The organism is Arthrobacter sp. ov407, from assembly GCF_900102895.1.
In the GTDB taxonomy this organism is placed as follows: domain Bacteria; phylum Actinomycetota; class Actinomycetes; order Actinomycetales; family Micrococcaceae; genus Arthrobacter.
In genome coordinates this window covers 575,394-593,417 of the sequence record NZ_FNGD01000001.1, presented here as the reverse complement: position 1 = coordinate 593,417, position 18,024 = coordinate 575,394, and the positions used below count along the sequence as shown (strand labels likewise).

The following is an 18,024-nucleotide window of genomic DNA, read 5'->3' as shown; positions in this document are numbered from 1 at the left end:
TCAGCAGGCCGGACGAGGACAAGCCGGCCTCCGCCGCGAGATCCTGGGCAGTTTCGCCCGCGATGAACCGTTCGACCAAGGCGAGCTTGAATTCGAACGAGTACACCTGTTTTGTCGGCTTGGCCATCAGCGCTCCTCGACCGTGGATTCTCCACCGCAGATAGAGAAGCTGCACCGGCGAGTGAGACACACCCAGCAGCCGCGCAGCCGCTTTATCCGCGATGCCCTTCTCAAACCACGCTACAGCGGCCTCGCGCTGCTCTTCGGATAACGGACTACGTACATGCATAAAACTGCTCCCCGGGAGTCGGAACTGAATTTCTCAGTCCAACTTCCGGGGAGCAGTTCAGGCGAACGGTGGGCATGCCCATTTGGCAGTGGCCCTGCACGAGCCCGGGCGGGCGCTGAATCGGGCCGGTGCCCGGTTCCGGCAGTTAGCTGTGGAGCACGGCCCGGAACGCCTCGCGGCGCCTGGCCTGTTCGTCGGGATCCGGAACGGGCAAGGATGCGATGAGTTTCTTTGTGTAGTCGTGCTGCGGGTTGCCCATCACCTGGTTGCCGAGGCCCTGCTCCACCATCTTGCCCTTGTAGAGCACGCCGACCCAGTGGGAGAGCATGTCCACCACGGCGAGGTCGTGGCTGATGAAGAGCGCCGCGAAGCCGAACTCCTGCTGGATCTCCTTGAACAGCTCCAGCACCACGGCCTGCACGGACACGTCCAGGGCCGAGGTCGGCTCATCGGCGATGAGCAGCTTCGGGTTCAGGATGAGCGCCCGCGCCAGGGAGGCACGCTGGCGTTGCCCGCCGGAGAGTTCATGCGGGAACCGGTCAGCGTACGATGCCGGCAGCTGCACTGACTCGAGCAGCTCGCCGACCCGCTTGCGCGCCTCAGCCGCGGTCGGGTTGGAGTGGATGATCAGCGGTTCCGCCACGCAGTCGCCGATGGTCAGCTGCGGGTTGAACGAGGCCGCCGGGTCCTGGAACACGAAGCCGATCTCCTTGCGGAGCGGCTTGAAGGTGCGCTCCTTGAAGTTCAGCATTTCGTAACCCAGCACATTCAGGCTGCCGCCCGTGGTCCGGTTGAGACCCGCGATCGCCCGGCCGATGGTGGTTTTGCCGGAACCCGACTCCCCCACGAGACCGAAAACTTCGCCTTCGGAGACGGTGAAGCTGACGCCATCGACGGCCTTGAAGGCCGGACTGCCCAGCCGCCCCGGGTACTCGATGGTCAGGTTCTTGGCCTCAACCAGCACTTTGCCGCCCTGGTGGGCGCGTTCCACCATGCCCTCCGACGCGGAGTTGCGGCCCAGGTGCGGGACAGCGGCGAGGAGCTTCTTGGTGTAGTCCTCCTTGGGCTGGGCGAAGAGCACCCGTGAGGATGCCTCCTCCACAACGTCACCCTGGTACATGACCACGACGCGGTCGGCGAGATCGGCGACAACGCCCATATTGTGCGTAATCAGCACGATGGACGTTCCGTAGTTGTCGCGCAGGTCCCGCAGCAGTTCAAGGATCTCGGCCTGCACGGTGACGTCCAGGGCAGTCGTCGGCTCGTCCGCCACGATGAGGCCAGGGTTCAGGGCCAGCGCTGCGGCAATCACAACGCGCTGTTTCTGGCCGCCCGAGAACTGGTGCGGGTAGTAGTTGACCCGCGTTTCCGGGTCCGGGATGCCCACTTTGCGGAGGGCTTCAATTGCCCGCGCCTTGGCTTCCTTGGCCGAGACCTTGCTGCGGCCGCCGGTGCCCGCGTGTGCGCGGATTCCTTCGGCGATCTGCCAGCCCACGGTGAAGACCGGGTTAAGGGCGGTGGATGGTTCCTGGAACACCATGGCCACATCGCGGCCCCGAATCTCCCGCAGTTTCGCCTCGCTGACGCTGATGACGTTGTTGCCGTTGATCAGGACCGCACCCTGGCTGATAGCCGTCTCCGGCAAGAGCCCCAGGATGGTCTTGGCCGTCACAGTCTTGCCGGATCCCGATTCGCCAACGATGGCCACGACCTCGCCGGGGTTGACCTGGAGGCTGACGTCTTTGACGGCGTACACGTCCCCGGCATCAGTGGCGAACGTGACCTTGAGGCGGTCGATGTCCAGGACCGGACCTGCGCCCTGGCCGGGCTTGTCGATGTTGATGGTCATAGAACTCTCGATTCTGCTTCGAGTGCAGTCTGGGCCCCGGCGGTGGAGTCGGGTCCGCCCTTGCCTGCCACAGCCTTCTTGCGGCCCCGCAGGCGGGGATCGTTGAGGTCGTTGATGCTCTCACCGACGAGGGTCAGCCCAAGAACGGTCAGGACGATCGCCGTACCGGGATAAACACCGGTCCACCAGATGCCCGAGGAGGCGTCTGCTATGGCCTTGTTCAGGTCGTAGCCCCACTCGGCGGCGGAGGTCGGTTCGATGCCGAACCCCAGGAAGCCGAGGCCCGCCAGCGTCAGGATGGCCTCGGACGCATTCAACGTGAAAATCAATGGCAGCGTGCGGGTTGCGTTCTTGAAGATGTGCCGACCCATGATGCGAATGCTTGAGGCACCCACCACCTTGGCTGACTCGACGTACGGCTCCGCCTTCAGCCGGATGGTCTCGGCCCGGATGACGCGGAAGTACTGCGGGACGAACACCACCGAGATGGAGATGGAGCAGGCAACAATGCCTCCCCAGAAACTGGACTGGCCGTGGCTGATGACGATTGACATCACGATGGCCAGCAGCAGGGACGGGAAAGCGTAGATCGCATCGGCGATCACCACGAACACCCGGTCGAGCCAGCCGCCGAAGTACCCGCTGACAAGGCCGAGGGCTACGCCGAGGAAAATCGACATGGCCACGGCGACGATGATGACCACCGCGGCCGTCTGGGCACCCCAGAGCACACGGGAATAGACGTCATAGCCGCCCACCGTGGTGCCCCAGATGTGGGCCGGGGTGGGGGGCTGCTGTGTCGGGAAGGGACCGGCGGCGTCGCTGAGCTGGGCAAACCCGTAGGGCGCGATCCACGGCGCAAACACGGCAACGAGCAGGAAGACAGCGGCCAGCACCATGCCGGTGACGAGCATGCCGCGCTGCAGCCCGACGCTCGAGCGGAAATGCGAGATCACCGGCAGCCGGTAGAAGAGGGGCTGCTTGCGCCCGCTTACTTTGGTTGCATTCATGGCTAGTACCTCACTCGCGGGTCGATCAGGGCTGCGACGACGTCCACGATGAAGTTCGTGACGGCAACGATGACCGCCAGCATTACGACAATGCCCTGGACGGCGACGAAGTCGCGGGCGTTCAGGTATTGCACCAGCTGGTAGCCAAGGCCCTTCCACTCGAAGGTGGACTCCGTGAGGACGGCGCCGCCTAGCAGGAGGGCAATCTGGAGCCCCATGACCGTGATGATCGGGATGAGGGCCGGTTTGTAGGCATGCTTGGTCACGAGGCGGTAATTACTAACGCCACGGGACCTGCCGGCCTCGACGTAGTCCTTGCCGAGTGTGCCGATGACGTTGGTGCGGACCAGCCGCAGGAAGACCCCTGCCGTCAGCAGCCCCAGGGTGAGTGCGGGGAGGACTGAATGGGCCGCGACGTCGCCGTACGCGGCCATGTTGCCGCTGCGCAAGGCATCCAGCCAGTAGATCCCGGTCGGTGCGGCCAGGCTTCCCATGGCCAGTTCGGTCCTGGTGGAGGCCCGTCCTGCGACGGGCAGCCAGCCGAGCCAGACGGAGAAGGCCAGCTTCATCAGCAGGCCGGCGAAGAATACCGGGGTGGCATAGCAGAGGATGGCGAAGAACCGCAGGACGGCGTCGGGCGCCTTATCGCGCTTGTAGGCGGAGATGAGCCCGAGCGGGATGCCGACCAAGAGCGCCACGATGAGGGCATTGATGGCCAGTTCCAGGGTTGCCGTGCCAAAGGTGATGATCATTTCGACAACGGGCCGGCGGTCGGTGATGGTGGTACCGAAATTGCCGGTCGCCACCTGGCCAACGTATTCGAGGTACTGCACGAGGATCGGGCGGTCGTAGCCGGCGTCGTGGATGCGCTGCGCGAGCGCCTCCGGGGGAAGCCTGCCGCCCTGGGCTGCGGTGATGGGGTCGCCGATGACCCGCATCAGGAAGAAGACCATAGTCACCAAAATGAAAATGGTCGGAATGATCAGGAAGAACCGGACCAGGATGTAGGTCCCCAAGCCCCCACCCGAGGATTTTTTCTTGGACGGAAGAAGTCCGTCGGCGTCGTTTAGCGGCGCCTCAGTCAATGTTGTCATTGGTACCTAAGATTGTGCTGTCGCGGCCTTGGGCGGGCCGGCGTGAACTGCGGGGTGCGGCAATGACCAGCAAAGGCGGGGCGCCTTGAGGGCGCCCCGCCTCGCAGGCTGGTCAGGACAGCACGGATGCAGCCTTACTTGGAAATAGTTCCCAAACGGAACTTGAAGGAGGCATCGAGGGTGGAATCGACACCCTTGACACCGCTGCCGGAAATGGCAACCTGCGCGCCCTGGAGCAACGGAAGCGTGGAGATGTCCTTGGCGAGGGCATTCTGCGCATCCTTGATCGTGGACTCGCGTTCAGTCTTATCGACGGTGGTGAGCTGCTTGCTGATCAGGTTGTTGACGGTGGGGTTGTTGTAGTGGTTCTTCAGGAAACCGCCCTCCGGGAAGAACGGGGTCAGGTAGTTGTCGGCGTCGCTGAAGTCCGGGAACCAGCCAAACTGGAACAGGGGGTATTCATCGGCGCGGCTGGCCTTGCTGTAGGTGACCCATTCCGTGGACTGCAGGTTGACCTTGAACAAGCCGGACTTCTCCAGCTGGTCCTTGATCATGGCGTACTCGTCGCCGGAGGACTTGCCGTAGTGGTCCGGGTTGTATTGCAGGTTCATCGAGACGGGGGTCGTCACACCGGCGTCGGCCAGGACCTTCTTGGCCTTGTCCAGGCTGGGCTTGCCGGCGTCGCCGTATGCGTCCTTGAACGATTCGTTGGCACCGAGGAAGCCGTTGGGAACGTTGGAGTACAGCGGCAGGTAGGTGCCCTTGTAGACCTGGTCCGCGATGGACTGGCGGTCAACGAGGTTCGCGATGGCCTGGCGGACGGCGAGCGCCTTGGCCGGATCGGCGTCCGGAGCCTTGGCGCCGAACGGCATGGTGTCGTAGTTGAACGTGATGTAGCGGATTTCGCCGCCGGGCCCAACGTTGACCTTGACCTTGGAGTCCTTCTTCAGGTCATCGACGTCGGTGGCGCTCAGGCTGCGGTTCGCGACGTCGATGTTGCCCTGCTGGATGTCCAGCTTCATGTTGGTGGGGTCGGCGTAGTACTTGATCGTGGCGGCGTCGTTGGCCGGCTTGCCGAGGACTCCCTGGTAGTCCGGGAAGGCCTTGAAGCTGACCAGCTCGTTCTTCTTGTACGTGTCAATCACGTACTGGCCGTAGAAGGCCTTGGCCTTGACGATCGAGTCGTCGTCAAGCAGTTTGTCGGCCGGGAAGACTTCATCGTCGACGATCGGCGCGGCGGGGCTGCTGAGGATCTGAGCGAAGGTCTGGTCGTTCGCCTGCTTCAGCTTGAAGACAACGGTGTTGGCATCGGGGGCGTTGATGCTTTCGATGTTGGTCAGCAGGCTTGCGGGACCGGCGGGATCGTTGATCTTGGTCTGCCGGTCGAAGGAGAACTTGACGTCCTTGGAGTCGAGCGTGTGACCGTTGGCCCACTTGAGGCCCGGCTTGAGCTTGACCGTGTATTCGGTCGGCGAGGTGAAGGACGCGGACTCGGCCAGATCCGGAACCGGATCGGCGCTGCCCGGCTTCGAGTTGAGCAGGAAGGAGTAGATCTGGTTCATCACCATGAACGAACCGTTGTCGTACGCGCCCGCCGGATCCAAGGCGGTGACCTTGTCCGTGGTGCCGTAGGCGATTGGACCGCTCGCGGCGGCTGATGACCCGCCAGCGCCGCCGGACGGCCCCGTGCAGGCCGTCAGTGCAAAGGCGGAAACCCCGGCCAGCGCGATGACGCCCTGCCAGGCCTTTTTGTTCATTGCCATCTGTGAACTTTCTGTTCGATGCGTTCTAGCGCAGCCCGAAGTGAAACGAGTGACTCGTCGGGCGGCACGCTTTGCTGATCCCTAGATTCAACCAGACAATCATTCGGTGAAACGTTGCATTTTGTGAGTTGAGACACAAAATTTACACGATTCGAAGGTTTCTCTCATTTTCTTCAGGATTCCGCTCGGATCTTCGGCAGGGTCCCAGTCCCATCTGCCGTGGGGCCGACACGACGAAAGGCCCCGCCATGTGGCGGGGCCCTTCGTTGGATTTGGTGTGGCGGGCGACTAGAGCGCGGCCCGCTGAAGCGAGCGTGCGACATCGATTGTGGCCTGGCCCAGCACGCGGCTGCCCTGGTAGAGCACCACCGTCTGGCCGGGGGCCACGCCGCGCAGCGGCTCGGTGAGGGTAACCACAAGCTCGTCCCCCGCCATGTGCGCGCGGGCCGGGACGGGGTCGCCGTGGGCGCGGACCTGGGCGTAGCAGTCGAACTCCTCGCCAGTCGCTACTTCGGCGATGGGCAGCCCCGCCCAAGAGACCTTGATGCCGCGGATTTCGTCGATGGCGAGCAGCGCCTCCGGGCCCACCACCACCTTGTTTTCCTTGGGCCGGATTTCCAGCACGAACCGCGGCTTGCCGTCCGCGGCCGGGGTGCCCAGCTTCAGCCCCCGGCGCTGGCCCACGGTGAACGCATTGGCGCCAGGGTGCTCGCCGACCTTCGCACCGGACTCGTCCACGATGTCCCCCGTGGTCATTTCGATCTTCTCGGCGAGCCAGCCGGCGGTGTCGCCGTCCGGAATGAAGCAGATGTCGTGACTGTCGGGCTTGTTCGCCACGGAGAGGCCGCGGCGCTCAGCCTCCGCGCGGACCTCGGCCTTGGACGGCGTCTCCGCGAGGGGGAACATCGAGTGCTTGAGCTGTTCGTGGGTCAGGACACCGAGCACGTAGCTCTGGTCCTTGGCCCAGTCCGCGGCGCGGTGCAGCTCAGGGTTGCCGTCGGCGTCGGTGATGACCTTGGCGTAGTGGCCGGTGCAGACGGCGTCGAAGCCCAGGGCTATGGCCTTCTCGAGCAGCGCGGCGAACTTGATGCGCTCGTTGCAGCGCATGCACGGATTGGGGGTGCGGCCGGCAGCGTATTCATCGATGAAATCCTGGACCACATCTTCCTTGAACCGCTCGGAGAAGTCCCAGACGTAGTACGGGATCCCGAGGATGTCGCAGGCACGCCAGGCGTCCCGGGAGTCCTCGATCGTGCAGCAGCCGCGGCTGCCGGTTCGCAGGGTGCCCGGCATCCGGGACAGCGCGAGGTGGACGCCGACGACGTCGTGCCCCGCCTCGACGGCGCGGGCGGCGGCAACGGCGGAATCAACGCCGCCGCTCATGGCTGCAAGAACTCGCATACTGGCTTTCTTTAGGGTTCAGGGGGTCGCAGGCACTTGGTTCACTGCTGTATCGGTTCACAGCAGTATTACTTCACTGCAGTATTAGTTCACCGCAGTCCGCGGAAATAGCACAATGCCTGCCCCGCCATTCTATCGCCACGCCGAATCCTCCCCAAAAGACCTTGACGGGGCCGCTTCCCCCTTCTAGCGTCAGAACATGCGGTTTTAGAAACGGAAGCGCACAGATGCGGGAATCGAGCGGACATGGCTGTCGAGAACATCGTGATCGTGGGCGGCGGGCTGGCGGGTGCCACCGCCGCCAAAACTTTGCGGGCGGAGGGTTTCAGCGGCCCGGTGGTGCTGGTGGCCGCAGAGTCCCACCAGCCGTATCTGCGCCCGCCGCTGTCCAAGGAGTACCTGCTGGGCAAGGCCGGCGACGACGCCCTGCCGGTGGTGCCCGAGGACTGGTACGACGCGAACGGCGTCGACCTCCGGCTCGGCGTCCAGGTCACGGATCTGGACCCGGCCGCCCGGGCTGTGGTTCTGGACGGCGGCGGGCGGTTGGAGTACTCCTCCCTGCTGCTGGCCACGGGAGCGCGGCCCAGGAGCATCCCCCTGCCCAGCGGGCTCGAGGGCGTCAGCACGTTCAGGACGGTGGAGGACAGCCGGCGCCTGCACGCCCGCCTCGCCGACGGTGGCTTGAATGTGGTCATGATCGGGTCCGGCTGGATCGGGATGGAACTGGCCGCCGCCGCCAGCACCTTCGGAAATACCGTCACCCTGCTGGGACTGGAGGAGGTGCCGCTGGGCGCGGCGATCGGCCCGGACCTTGGTGGCTTCTTCCGCGGGCTGCACGAGGCCCACGGCGTGCGGTTCAGGCTTCCGGCGTCCGCTGCCGAGATTCAGGGACGGTCGGGACGGGCGACGGCAGTGGTCACCGATGCCGGCGAAGTCCTGCCCGCCGACCTGGTGGTCATCGCCGTCGGCGTCGCGCCGGAGGTCGGTTTGGCCGAGGCGGCCGGCATCGGGATCCGCAACGGCATCCTCACCGACGCATCGCTGCGGACCTCGGCGCCCGGAATCTTCGCCGCCGGCGACGTCGCCAATGCCCTGCACCCGTTCACCGGCGAGCACCACCGCAGCGAGCACTGGTCCAATGCCCTCAATGGCGGCAAGGTGGCGGCCAAGGCGATGCTCGGCCTCGATGCCGTGCTGGACACCATCCCGTACTTCTACACGGACCAGTACGACGTCAGCATGGAGTATTCGGGCTTCCCGTCGCTGGTTGCCGGGCCACCGGTCATCCGCGGCTCGCTGGCGGACAAGGAATTCATGGCCTTCTGGCAGCGGGAGGGCAGTGTGGTGGCCGGGATGAACGTCAACTGGCCCCGCGCCGCCAAGCCGCAGAAGGCGATCAAGGCGCTCATCAGCTCACGGACGGCCGTGAGCCCGGACCTGCTCGCCGACTCCTCGGCACCGCTGGATCAGCTCCTGGACCAGCCTCCGATTTAGATCCCTGCGGAAGCCTGACGGGCAGATTCGCGCGCGACCGTTCCCGCGGTCTGAATGCTGGACTCATGCCCGGCCATGCCCGCCTGGCGGGCCCGTGCGTAGGCGCCCGGCAGCGCGGCGAGCAGGGCATCGACGTCGGCGTCGGTCGAGGAATGCCCGAGCGTAAACCGCTGCGCACCCCTCGCCGTGTCCTCATCCAGGCCCATGGCCAGCAGCACATGGGAGGGCCGCGGAACACCTGCAGTGCAGGCGGAGCCCGTGGACGATTCGACGCCGGCGAGGTCCAGCAGGAACAGCAGCGAGTCTCCCTCGCAGCCGGGGAACGTGAAATGCGCATTGCCAGGCAACCGCCCGGGGCCCGGGGCGCCCCGGAGCACGGCCTCGGGGACGGCCGCTAAGACGCCCTCGATCAACCGGTCCCGCAGGGCCGCGATCCTGGCGGCCTCCTCGGGGAGTTTCGCGGCGGCGGCCTCGGCGGCCGCGGCAAAGGCTGCGATCGACGCCGTGTCCAGGGTCCCCGAGCGGACGTCGCGTTCCTGCCCGCCGCCATGCTGGACCGGGGTCAGCTTCACCGCCCGGCCAAGGATGAGCGCGCCGACGCCGACTGGTCCGCCGATCTTGTGCCCGGAGACGGACATGGCGTCCAGTCCCGTCCCGCGGAAGTCAACGGGTATGGAACCGAAGGCCTGGACGGCGTCGGAGTGGACAGGCACGCCGGCGGCGTGTGCCAGCGCCACAATCTGGGCGACGGGCTGGATGGTGCCGACCTCGTTGTTAGCCCACATGACGGTCACCAGCGCGATCGACGCCGGATCCCGGGACAGCTCGGCCTCCAGCACCGTCAGGTCTACGACGCCCGCGGCGTCCACCGGGAGCCAGCAGACCTCGGCGCCCTCATGCCGCTCGAGCCATTCGACGGTGTCCAGCACCGCGTGATGTTCGACGGCGGAACACAGGATGCGGGTACGCACAGGGTCCTCGGCGCGGCGGGCCCAGTACAGGCCCTTGACCGCGAGGTTGTCCGCCTCGGTCCCGCCGGAGGTGAAAATGACCTCTGAGGGATGGGCACCGGCGGCCGCCGCCAGTACTTCCCTCGCGTCCTCCACGGAGCGCCGGGCACGGCGGCCCGATCCGTGCAGCGAGGAGGGGTTGCCGGTCCGGGCCAGTTCGCGCGTCAGTGCGGCCAGCGCCTCCGGGGCGAGGGTGGTGGTGGCGGCGTGGTCGAGGTATACAGGCACAGCCCAATTCTACCCGCGGCGGCGCCTGCGCTCCCCGGCGGCCATGGGCGAAGGCACGGGGGAAGGGCACGGGGCTGGTGTACATTCAAGCGGTGAAAGCGTCCCTGTACCTAGTGCTGGCCACCTTGTTCTGGTCCGGCAATTTCGTCGTCGGACAGGCCGCCGTCGCCTCAATGACTCCGCTGGACCTGACGTTCTGGCGTTGGGCCCTGGCCGCCGTGCCGCTGCTGCTCCTGGCCCACTTCATCGAGAAACCGGACTGGCGCGCGGTGCTGCGCCGCTGGCCCGCGCTCCTGGCGCTGAGCGTCCTGGGCATGAGTGGTTACACGCTGCTGCTCTACAGCGCGCTCGGATACACGTCCGCGATGAACGCCTCCCTCATTACGGCCGCCAACCCGGCCCTGATTGTGGTGATGGCGATCGTCCTGCTCGGCGAGAGGACCACCGGACTGGGCTGGCTCGGCATCTGCCTGGGCCTGCTGGGGGTGCTGCTCGTCCTGACCCAGGGTGAGCTGGCACGTTTATTCAGCCTCTCCATCAACACCGGCGAGCTCATGATGATCGGTGCGATCATCGTCTGGGGCTTCTATACGATCATTGCCCGCAGGCTGAAGGTGCCGGCCATCTCGGCCACGGCCGTTCAGGTGGTGATTGCGACCGTGATGCTGGCGCCGCTTGCCCTGGCCATGAACGTGCAGTTCCCCGACACCGCGGCCGAAGGCTGGTCGCTGGCGTACATCGCACTGTTCCCATCCCTTGGTTCCTACCTCCTCTGGAACCTGGCGCTGAAGACCACCCCGCCGGGGACCGCGGGCAACTACCTCAACCTGATGGTTGTCTTCACGGCGATCATTACGGTGCTGCTGGGGACGCCGCTGACCCTCGTGCAGATCGTTGGCGGCCTCATGGTGATCGGCGGCGTCCTGCTGACCGGAATCAAGGGCCAGCCCAGGCTCGCAGTGCCGGCCGCCCCAACCGCGGGGGGCGCGGGGTAGGTAGCCGCGGCGCCGGGCGGTCCGGGTCACGCAGGCAGCGACGTCACACGGGCAGCCCGGTCAAGCAGGCAGGATGCGGGCACAGCATTGCCCTGGCTGCGCGCTCCCCCGCTCCCTGAGATCTTCGATGGCGAGCGCTTCGATGCGTCCTGGGTCGATCCCCAGGGCCGCGGAGGCCCCGCCCAGGAAGGCCCCGTTCATGGCACAGACCACGTCTGTGTGCCCGGCGGCGAGGCGATGGAACGGGCAATTCATCAGCACCAGTCCCCCGCCGCCGTCGTCTGCCGGGCAGTAGCCTTGCCCCGTCAGGAAGTCCGCGAACGGGCCGCCACCATCGGGACCGCCGGCGGTTTCCGTATCCCCCCCGATGGCCTCCGCCGGCTCGCGCCCGGTTGACCTGGCTGCCGACTCGCCCGCTGACTGCCCCTTGGCGCGGGCGGCCCGGAGCAGGGCATCCCGCGGCGATCCGCCGTCGCTGGTTGCAGCTTCGATCGCGGAAACCAGCAACTCGGCGGCGAGATCGTAGTGGCGGTCGGGGACGGAGGCCGCTATCTCGTCCACGGCTGCCCGGTACAGCTTGGCGGGCCGGCCGGAACCGGGGCCCTCCCGCCCTCCAAGCTTGCGGAACTCCACGTCCAGCAGCCCGTCTTTCACGAGCCGGTCCAGATGGAACGAGGCCGTGCTCCGCGCCAGGCCCAAAGCCTTGGCGGCGTCGTCCCGGCCAACGGCGTCTACCGCTGAGGCGACGTAGTCAAACAGCACCCTGCGGTTCTCGTCGCCCAGGGACGCGATCGCCGCAAGCCGGCGGTTCCACGGAAGTTTGGTCATGAGTCAAGAATATCTCTAAAAACAAGAATTGTTGCTTAATCCACATCCGAGGTTCTAAAATCGAGTTATCCATTTTTAGAAGGAGCATGTCATGAAAGTTTCGCCAGCCCTCTCCACTCCGGCCCAGCAGCTCGCGGCGGACCCGCACCGCCAGGCCTTCCTCTTGTTGCGGACCGTCTTTACGGTTGCGCCGATCCTGTTCGGCCTGGACAAGTTCACGAATCTGCTGACCGACTGGACCATGTACCTGGCCCCCGTGGCGACCTCGGTAGTCCCGCTGCCGGCCCAGACCATCATGTACATCGTTGGCGTCGTGGAAATCATCGCCGGCGTAATGGTGGCGCTGCGCCCGCGCTTCGGATCCGCGCTCGTGGCCGCCTGGCTGCTGGGCATCATCATCAACCTGATCGTCCTCGGCGGCTTCTACGACGTCGCACTGCGTGACTTCGGGCTGCTCGTGGGCGCCCTGGCACTGAACAGGCTGTCCCCGCGCAAGGCCACGCCGGCCGCTACGCCAAGCGCCTAGGCCAAGCCGCTACGCGAGAACACAGACGGCCCGCGGAAAGACCTCGATGGTCATCGGGAGCGCCCCGATCCGCTCGCCGTCGGCGTAGGCCACGATGTTGCTGGCCGCCAGTTCCACGGTGCGGACCCGGCGAAGGTGCACGGCGGGGTGGCCCACGTGCTTGCCGGCAAACACTTTCGGGAACACGGCCAGCAACCCGGTCCGGGACAACCGGCTAACAATAAACAGGTCCAGGTGTCCGTCATCAAGGACAGCCTCCGGAACGATCCTCATTCCGCCGCCGATCGACTGGCCGTTGGCGACGGAAATCAGCATGGCGTCCTGCTGCCACCGTTCGCCGTCGGCCGTGACCGTGTAATTGATGGCCCGGAACGAGGCCAGTTCGCGAAGCATGGCGAGCTGGTAGCGGATTTTGCCGCGCGGCCAGCGCCAGTCATTGGCCCGCTCATTGACGGCAGCATCGAACCCAGCCGAGACCACGCCCGCGAACCAGCGGGTGGTTCCTCCGGCGGTGATCCTGCCGGCGTCGATCATCCGGCCGCCGTCGGCTAGAGACTCCAGCGCCCGTTCGCAGGCCGCCGGGAGGTTGTGCAGCGGCAGGCCCAGGGCCCGGGCCGTGTCGTTGCCCGTCCCGGTGGGAATGATGCCCAGCGGAACCCGGCCGCCGGCCCCGGCACGGGCGCCGGCACGGGTACGGGCACCGGCACCGGCAAGCGCATTGAACCCGAGGTGGACCATGCCGTCGCCGCCCACCACCACGAGGGCATCCACGCCCGATTCCAGCGCGTGCTCAACTGCCTGTGCGAGCGCGGCATAACTGTCCGCGCACAGCAGCTGGACCTCCGCCCCGGCTGCACGGAAGTGCGCCGCCGCTTCCTTCCCGGCGTGCCGCGCCCGGCCAAAGGATGCTTGCGGGTTCACGGCGACGGCGATCATCATGCGCTGAATTATGACAGCCGCCGGGAACCATCCCGGTACGCGCGCTCGTTATTCCTCCAGCCGGTTAAACTGGGCCTGCCGGGCGCCCGCGAACGGTCCGGCATTTTCAACGCCGGCACCATCGATGAAAAGGATCTCTGTTTGACGCAGGGCAGCAGCTCGCATTACCAGGTCCTCGGGATCCCCGTGACGGCGACGGAGAAGGACATCAAAGTGGCGTACCGCAAGGCCGCCCGGCTCGCCCACCCGGATCACGGCGGCGATCCTGCAGCGTTCCGGCGCGTCACTCTCGCCTACGAGACACTCATCGACGTAAAGCGGCGCGCGGACTATGACCGGTCCTACGGCAGCGCCTCCGGCGGCGCGTACTCCTCTCCCGCCGGCGACGAGGGCGCTCATTTCGATGCCCCGGCCGCGGGCAGCCGGGCCTCAGCCAACGTGCGCCGACCGAACACACCGCGGAATACGGCGGCCGACCCACCCGTGTATATTCCTCCGTTCGAGCAGTTTGGCGACGGGACAGCGGTGCCGCTGATTCCTGCCGGCGTGGCGCGAGCGCAGGTGCACGGTATGCCCCGCAAGCGTGGAATCTTCGGGGCCGAGGCCCGGATCCAACGGGAAACGCGCACTGTCCAGCTCATCAGCAGGCAGATCCTGACCGCCATTCCGGCGGCGCGGCTCGTCAACGGGCTGCAGTCCCCGGCGGACAACAGCCACATCGACCACGCAGTCCTTGCCGGCTACCGGCTCGCAATCATCGGATCCATGCTGCTGCCGCCGGGCGCCTACGCGTGGAACGGCAGCACGTTGACACACGGCGGACGCTCCGTCGCCCCGCCCCAACTGGCCCACGTCGTGCGCCGGATGCAGGACATTTTTCCCGAGCTCAATGTCACCGGCTGGATTGTTGTCCACAGCACGGACGGCAACCTGCATCAACCGGTCATCGACCGGCACCGCCGCGCACCCGGCGGCCACGGCAGCGGGTACGGGGAAGGTTCGGGGCTGGTCGAGGTGGTCAACGCCGCGGGCTTGGCCCGCGGCCTCAAGCAGTTCCTCGGCTCGGGACCGGCCCCCAACACCGTCAACGTGCCCGTCCTGGCCCGGCTGCTGCGCGGAATGCACTAGATTCCCGAGCCCGCTGACGAGGATCTCGCGGCTATTCCATCTTTGTGTGCGGCTGGCGGCTGCCCGGGTCAGGCGTCCCGGCGCTTCACGGAGATCAGGGCACCGGCCAGGGCCACCACCGCCCAGCCCAGCACGACGAGGCCGCCCTGGACCTGGGTCAGGTGATCCTGAGCGGTACGGATCGCCACCATGTCCATGCCTGCCGACGAGGGAAGGAAGAGCCCGAGATCCCTGAACAAATCGTTCACACCGGAGAGGATGGCCACGATGATCGGGAGGACGGTGAGGACACCCAGGGTGGTGACGATGCCGCCGGCGCTGTTGCGCAGCAGAGCCCCGATGCTCAGGCCCAGGACGGCGATCAGGGCGAGGTAGACGCCGGCGCTGACGATGCCTCGGATGACCCCGTCTGCGATGAGCGGGTAATTCAGGCCATGCGGTTCCAGCATGGGCTGGGCGATGGCATACGAGATGAGGGCCCCGACGACGCCGACGACGAAGGAGGTTCCGGCGATGACGAGTGTCTTGGCCAGCACGGCAGTGATCCGGCGGGGCACCGCGGTGAGGGTCGTGGTGATCATGCGGGTGCCGTATTCGGAACCGATCTGCATCACGGCCAAGGAAGCAATCAGGAACTGGGCGATGACAATGCCGTTGGACGCAACACCGCGGGCCATCACCCCGAACTCCTCAACAGTGCCCAGCTGGGCTTCGCTCCCCGCCGGATCGGCGCCGTAGGCGATGTAGCCAGACGCCATGTCGACCACGGATAGCGTGCTGAGCAGGCTGATACCGACCATGCCCAGGAACGCGATAGTGAGGATGATGTAGCTGGAGCGCAGCGAGGTCAGCTTGATCCATTCGGCGTGCACAGCCCGGAGGAAGGTCAGCCCGGCGCCGCTTTCTTGGCGGGCGGCTGCCGTGGCGCGGCGGCTGGTGGGTGCGGTGGTGGTCATCGGTTTCCCTCTCCTGCCCCGGCCAGGGCGGCGGAGCGGTATTCAACGTCGTCACGGGTCAGTTCCATGTACGCCTCTTCGAGCGAGGCCCGGACCGGGGTCAACTCGTGGATCAAAGCCTCGTGCTCCCGGGCAATCCAGGCGATCTTCCGGGGCTCGGCGCCGGAGACTTCCAGCAGGCCAGGCTCCAGTTCACGGAAAGCGATTCCGCCGGCGGCCAGCCCGGCCCTCAGCCGGTCGGCCTGGTCGCTGCGGACCAGTGTCCTGTCCTGCCCGTGGGCTAGGATCTCGGCAACGGGGGCGTCGGCGATGATCCGGCCCCGGCCGATGACGATCAGGTGGTCGGCGGTCTGCGCCATTTCGCTCATCAGGTGCGAGGACAGGAACACCGCCTTGCCCTCGGACGCGAGGCGACGGGTCAGGTTGCGGACCCACTGGACGCCTTCGGGGTCGAGCCCGTTGACCGGCTCGTCGAAGATGACGGTCCGGGGGTCGCCCAGCAGGGCGGCGGCGATGCCGAGCCGCTGGCCCATGCCGAGGGAGAACCCTTTGACGCGCTTCCGTGCGGTTTCCGTGATTCCGGTCATGGCCATGACTTCATCGACCCGGCTGCGGCGGATGCCGTGCGTGGCGGCCAGGACGGAGAGATGCTTGACGGCGCTGCGGGCCGGGTGGAGCGCCTTGGCGTCCAGGAGGGCGCCGACTTCTCTCAACGGGGCCGCGTGCTCCGCGTACGGGCGGCCGTTGACGAGCACCCGGCCTGAACTTGGCAGGTCCAGTCCCAGGATCAGGCGCATGGTGGTGGATTTGCCGGCGCCGTTCGGGCCCAGGAAGCCGGTGACTTGCCCGGGCTGGACGGTGAACGTGACGCCGTCCACAGCCGTGCGCTTTCCGTAGGTCTTGGTAAGGCCGTATGCCTCGATCATGGTCCAGCTTTCTTCTCGGAGAGTGTCTGTCCGTCAATGCATGAGGACCAGCCCACAAACTCACCGCCCCCACCACCAGTAAACATGCGTAAGTGCAGGTCAGAAGGGATTTCAGGCTCCGTTTACGCGCAATTCGTCATAGCGGACGACGATTTGATCTTCGGCCACACACAACCGGTCAGGGCGGCCGGCGCACCCGACGCCGGCGGCTCGCTAGGATGGAAAGGTGTTCCGCATCCTCTTCCACACCCCCGAAATCCCCGGCAATACGGGAAACGCCATCAGGCTGGCTGCCATCACAGGCGCCCAACTGCATCTGGTGGAGCCCCTGGGCTTTGATTTTTCCGACGCCAAGCTCCGGCGGGCAGGCCTGGACTACCACGACCTCGCCGTCGTGACCGTCCACCCGGACATCGACGCAGCCTGGGCGGCGCTGGAGCCGGAACGGGTGTTTGCCTTCACCTCCGACGGCGAGACCACCTACACGGACATCAGCTACCGCGCCGGCGACGTCCTGCTGTTTGGTCCTGAATCCGTGGGTTTGCCCGAGGAAATCAAGCACAGTCCCCGGGTGACGTCCCGCGTCCGCCTGCCGATGCTGCCCGCCCTCCGGTCGCTGAACCTGGCCAACGCGGCGTCCATCGCCGTCTATGAGGCGTGGCGCCAGAACGGGTTCGCGGGGGCCAAGCTGTAGCCGGTCCGCCGCGTATCGCCCCCCTGCCCCATGGGGAGCCCGTGGGAATGGATCCCGCAGATCGCACCCATCCGCGTTCCGGGCCGCGCCGAATCACTTCTGAAGGCGGGCACACGAAACCGTCCACTCAGCGTTGTGGGGAGAAACGGATGGGAGCGAGGAGAGGCGGGTGAGAACAGTGCATCTGGATAAATCCCCTGCCCGCGAGGCAGGGGCAGGGCTCTTGCCGCATGCGGCAGCTCTTGGCCCGCGTTCGCCGGTAGGCGCCTTATGCTTGGGGGTGATGGATACTCCGAATGCCCCGAACCCCGAGGCCGCCGCTCCTGCGGGTACCTCAGCCGACATCAACGGCCGGCTCGGCAGTCTGCTGGAACTGATTGCCCGGGGCGACCAGGCGGCGTTCGCGGAATTCTACAGCCTGACCTCCAGGCGCGTCTTCGGCATGGCGCGCCGGGTTCTGATCGATGCCGAACTCAGCGAGGACACCACCCAGGAAGTCTTCCTGCAGGTCTGGCAGAACGCTGCCAAGTTCAATCCCGCGGTCGGCAGTCCGCTCGCCTGGCTCATGACCATCTCGCACCGCCGCGCCGTCGACAAGGTCCGGTCGTCGCAGTCTGCCACTGACCGCGAAGCCAAATACGGGGCCAGCAGCCAGGAGATCGACCACGATTCCGTCTCGGACGAGGTCGGCAGCCGGCTTGAGGCCGAGGCCGTGGTCCGGTGCCTGGGGACGCTGACCGATACGCAGCAGGAGTCCGTGCGGCTGGCATACTACGGCGGCCTCACATACCGGGAAGTGGCCGAGCGGCTCAATGCCGCCGTTCCTACCATCAAGTCCCGCATCCGCGATGGACTCATCCGACTGAAGACCTGCTTGGGGGTGAGCTGAATTGA

16 protein-coding genes are annotated in these 18,024 nt (G+C 66.3%); 6 read left to right on the top strand and 10 right to left on the bottom strand.

What is annotated here, in order from left to right:
• Positions 1–434 precede the first annotated feature (434 nt).
• The 5 genes from BLS42_RS02750 to mnmA all read right to left on the bottom strand — a co-directional run bounded on the left by BLS42_RS02750 (position 435) and on the right by mnmA (position 7,406).
• Entirely contained in the window at positions 435–2,138 is a 1,704-nt protein-coding gene (locus tag BLS42_RS02750; protein WP_090575955.1) for an ABC transporter ATP-binding protein, read from the bottom strand.
• The gene (locus BLS42_RS02745; RefSeq protein ID WP_090575953.1) at positions 2,135–3,148 is read right to left on the bottom strand and encodes an ABC transporter permease; all 1,014 of its coding nucleotides are present in this window, start codon (positions 3,146–3,148) and stop codon (positions 2,135–2,137) included. Before BLS42_RS02745 ends, BLS42_RS02750 begins: the two co-directional genes overlap by 4 nt.
• Before the next feature lie 2 nt (positions 3,149–3,150).
• Positions 3,151–4,242, bottom strand: coding sequence for an ABC transporter permease (locus tag BLS42_RS02740; protein WP_090575950.1), 1,092 nt, complete (start codon positions 4,240–4,242; stop codon positions 3,151–3,153).
• Positions 4,243–4,376: 134 nt separating this feature from the next.
• Positions 4,377–6,005, bottom strand: a complete 1,629-nt coding sequence (locus BLS42_RS02735) for an ABC transporter substrate-binding protein (protein ID WP_090575947.1) — start codon at positions 6,003–6,005, stop codon at positions 4,377–4,379.
• 288 nt (positions 6,006–6,293) lie between these two features.
• Positions 6,294–7,406, bottom strand: coding sequence for a tRNA 2-thiouridine(34) synthase MnmA (gene mnmA / locus BLS42_RS02730; protein ID WP_090575944.1), 1,113 nt, complete (start codon positions 7,404–7,406; stop codon positions 6,294–6,296).
• A gap of 246 nt (positions 7,407–7,652) precedes the next feature.
• Here mnmA and BLS42_RS02725 point away from each other — a divergent pair, with 246 nt between their 5' ends.
• Positions 7,653–8,900: an NAD(P)/FAD-dependent oxidoreductase gene (locus BLS42_RS02725; RefSeq protein ID WP_090575940.1), complete on the top strand. Its 1,248-nt coding sequence runs from the start codon at positions 7,653–7,655 to the stop codon at positions 8,898–8,900.
• On the opposite strand, the gene BLS42_RS02720 is transcribed toward BLS42_RS02725, so the two are convergent.
• A complete protein-coding gene (locus BLS42_RS02720) occupies positions 8,897–10,138 on the bottom strand; it encodes a cysteine desulfurase family protein (protein WP_090575936.1) in 1,242 nt (413 codons plus the stop codon). The two genes, BLS42_RS02725 and BLS42_RS02720, sit on opposite strands and share 4 nt — an antisense overlap.
• A gap of 92 nt (positions 10,139–10,230) precedes the next feature.
• Here BLS42_RS02720 and BLS42_RS02715 point away from each other — a divergent pair, with 92 nt between their 5' ends.
• Positions 10,231–11,133: a DMT family transporter gene (locus BLS42_RS02715; RefSeq protein WP_090576135.1), complete on the top strand. Its 903-nt coding sequence runs from the start codon at positions 10,231–10,233 to the stop codon at positions 11,131–11,133.
• Positions 11,134–11,193: 60 nt separating this feature from the next.
• On the opposite strand, the gene BLS42_RS02710 is transcribed toward BLS42_RS02715, so the two are convergent.
• The gene (locus tag BLS42_RS02710; protein WP_090575933.1) at positions 11,194–11,961 is read right to left on the bottom strand and encodes a helix-turn-helix transcriptional regulator; all 768 of its coding nucleotides are present in this window, start codon (positions 11,959–11,961) and stop codon (positions 11,194–11,196) included.
• A 91-nt stretch (positions 11,962–12,052) separates the two neighbouring features.
• On the opposite strand from BLS42_RS02710, the gene BLS42_RS02705 reads away from it, so the two are divergent.
• Positions 12,053–12,487, top strand: coding sequence for a hypothetical protein (locus BLS42_RS02705; RefSeq protein WP_090575929.1), 435 nt, complete (start codon positions 12,053–12,055; stop codon positions 12,485–12,487).
• 9 nt (positions 12,488–12,496) lie between these two features.
• Here the strand turns inward: BLS42_RS02705 and BLS42_RS02700 are convergent, their stop codons facing one another.
• Positions 12,497–13,426 (bottom strand): diacylglycerol/lipid kinase family protein, encoded by a 930-nt coding sequence (locus tag BLS42_RS02700; protein WP_090575926.1) that lies wholly within the window; start codon positions 13,424–13,426, stop codon positions 12,497–12,499.
• Between the two features lie 141 nt (positions 13,427–13,567).
• On the opposite strand from BLS42_RS02700, the gene BLS42_RS02695 reads away from it, so the two are divergent.
• Entirely contained in the window at positions 13,568–14,554 is a 987-nt protein-coding gene (locus BLS42_RS02695) for a J domain-containing protein (RefSeq protein WP_090575923.1), read from the top strand.
• Between the two features lie 68 nt (positions 14,555–14,622).
• Here BLS42_RS02695 and BLS42_RS02690 read toward each other — a convergent pair whose 3' ends face one another.
• Both BLS42_RS02690 and BLS42_RS02685 read right to left on the bottom strand, forming a co-directional pair.
• A complete protein-coding gene (locus BLS42_RS02690) occupies positions 14,623–15,510 on the bottom strand; it encodes an ABC transporter permease (RefSeq protein WP_090575920.1) in 888 nt (295 codons plus the stop codon).
• Positions 15,507–16,436, bottom strand: a complete 930-nt coding sequence (locus BLS42_RS02685) for an ABC transporter ATP-binding protein (protein ID WP_090575917.1) — start codon at positions 16,434–16,436, stop codon at positions 15,507–15,509. The genes BLS42_RS02690 and BLS42_RS02685 overlap by 4 nt, the downstream gene beginning before the upstream one ends.
• 226 nt (positions 16,437–16,662) lie before the next feature.
• Here BLS42_RS02685 and BLS42_RS02680 point away from each other — a divergent pair, with 226 nt between their 5' ends.
• Positions 16,663–17,130, top strand: coding sequence for a tRNA (cytidine(34)-2'-O)-methyltransferase (locus BLS42_RS02680; protein WP_090575914.1), 468 nt, complete (start codon positions 16,663–16,665; stop codon positions 17,128–17,130).
• A gap of 283 nt (positions 17,131–17,413) precedes the next feature.
• A complete protein-coding gene (sigK, locus tag BLS42_RS02675; RefSeq protein ID WP_090575911.1) occupies positions 17,414–18,019 on the top strand; it encodes an ECF RNA polymerase sigma factor SigK in 606 nt (201 codons plus the stop codon).
• Positions 18,020–18,024 lie beyond the last annotated feature (5 nt).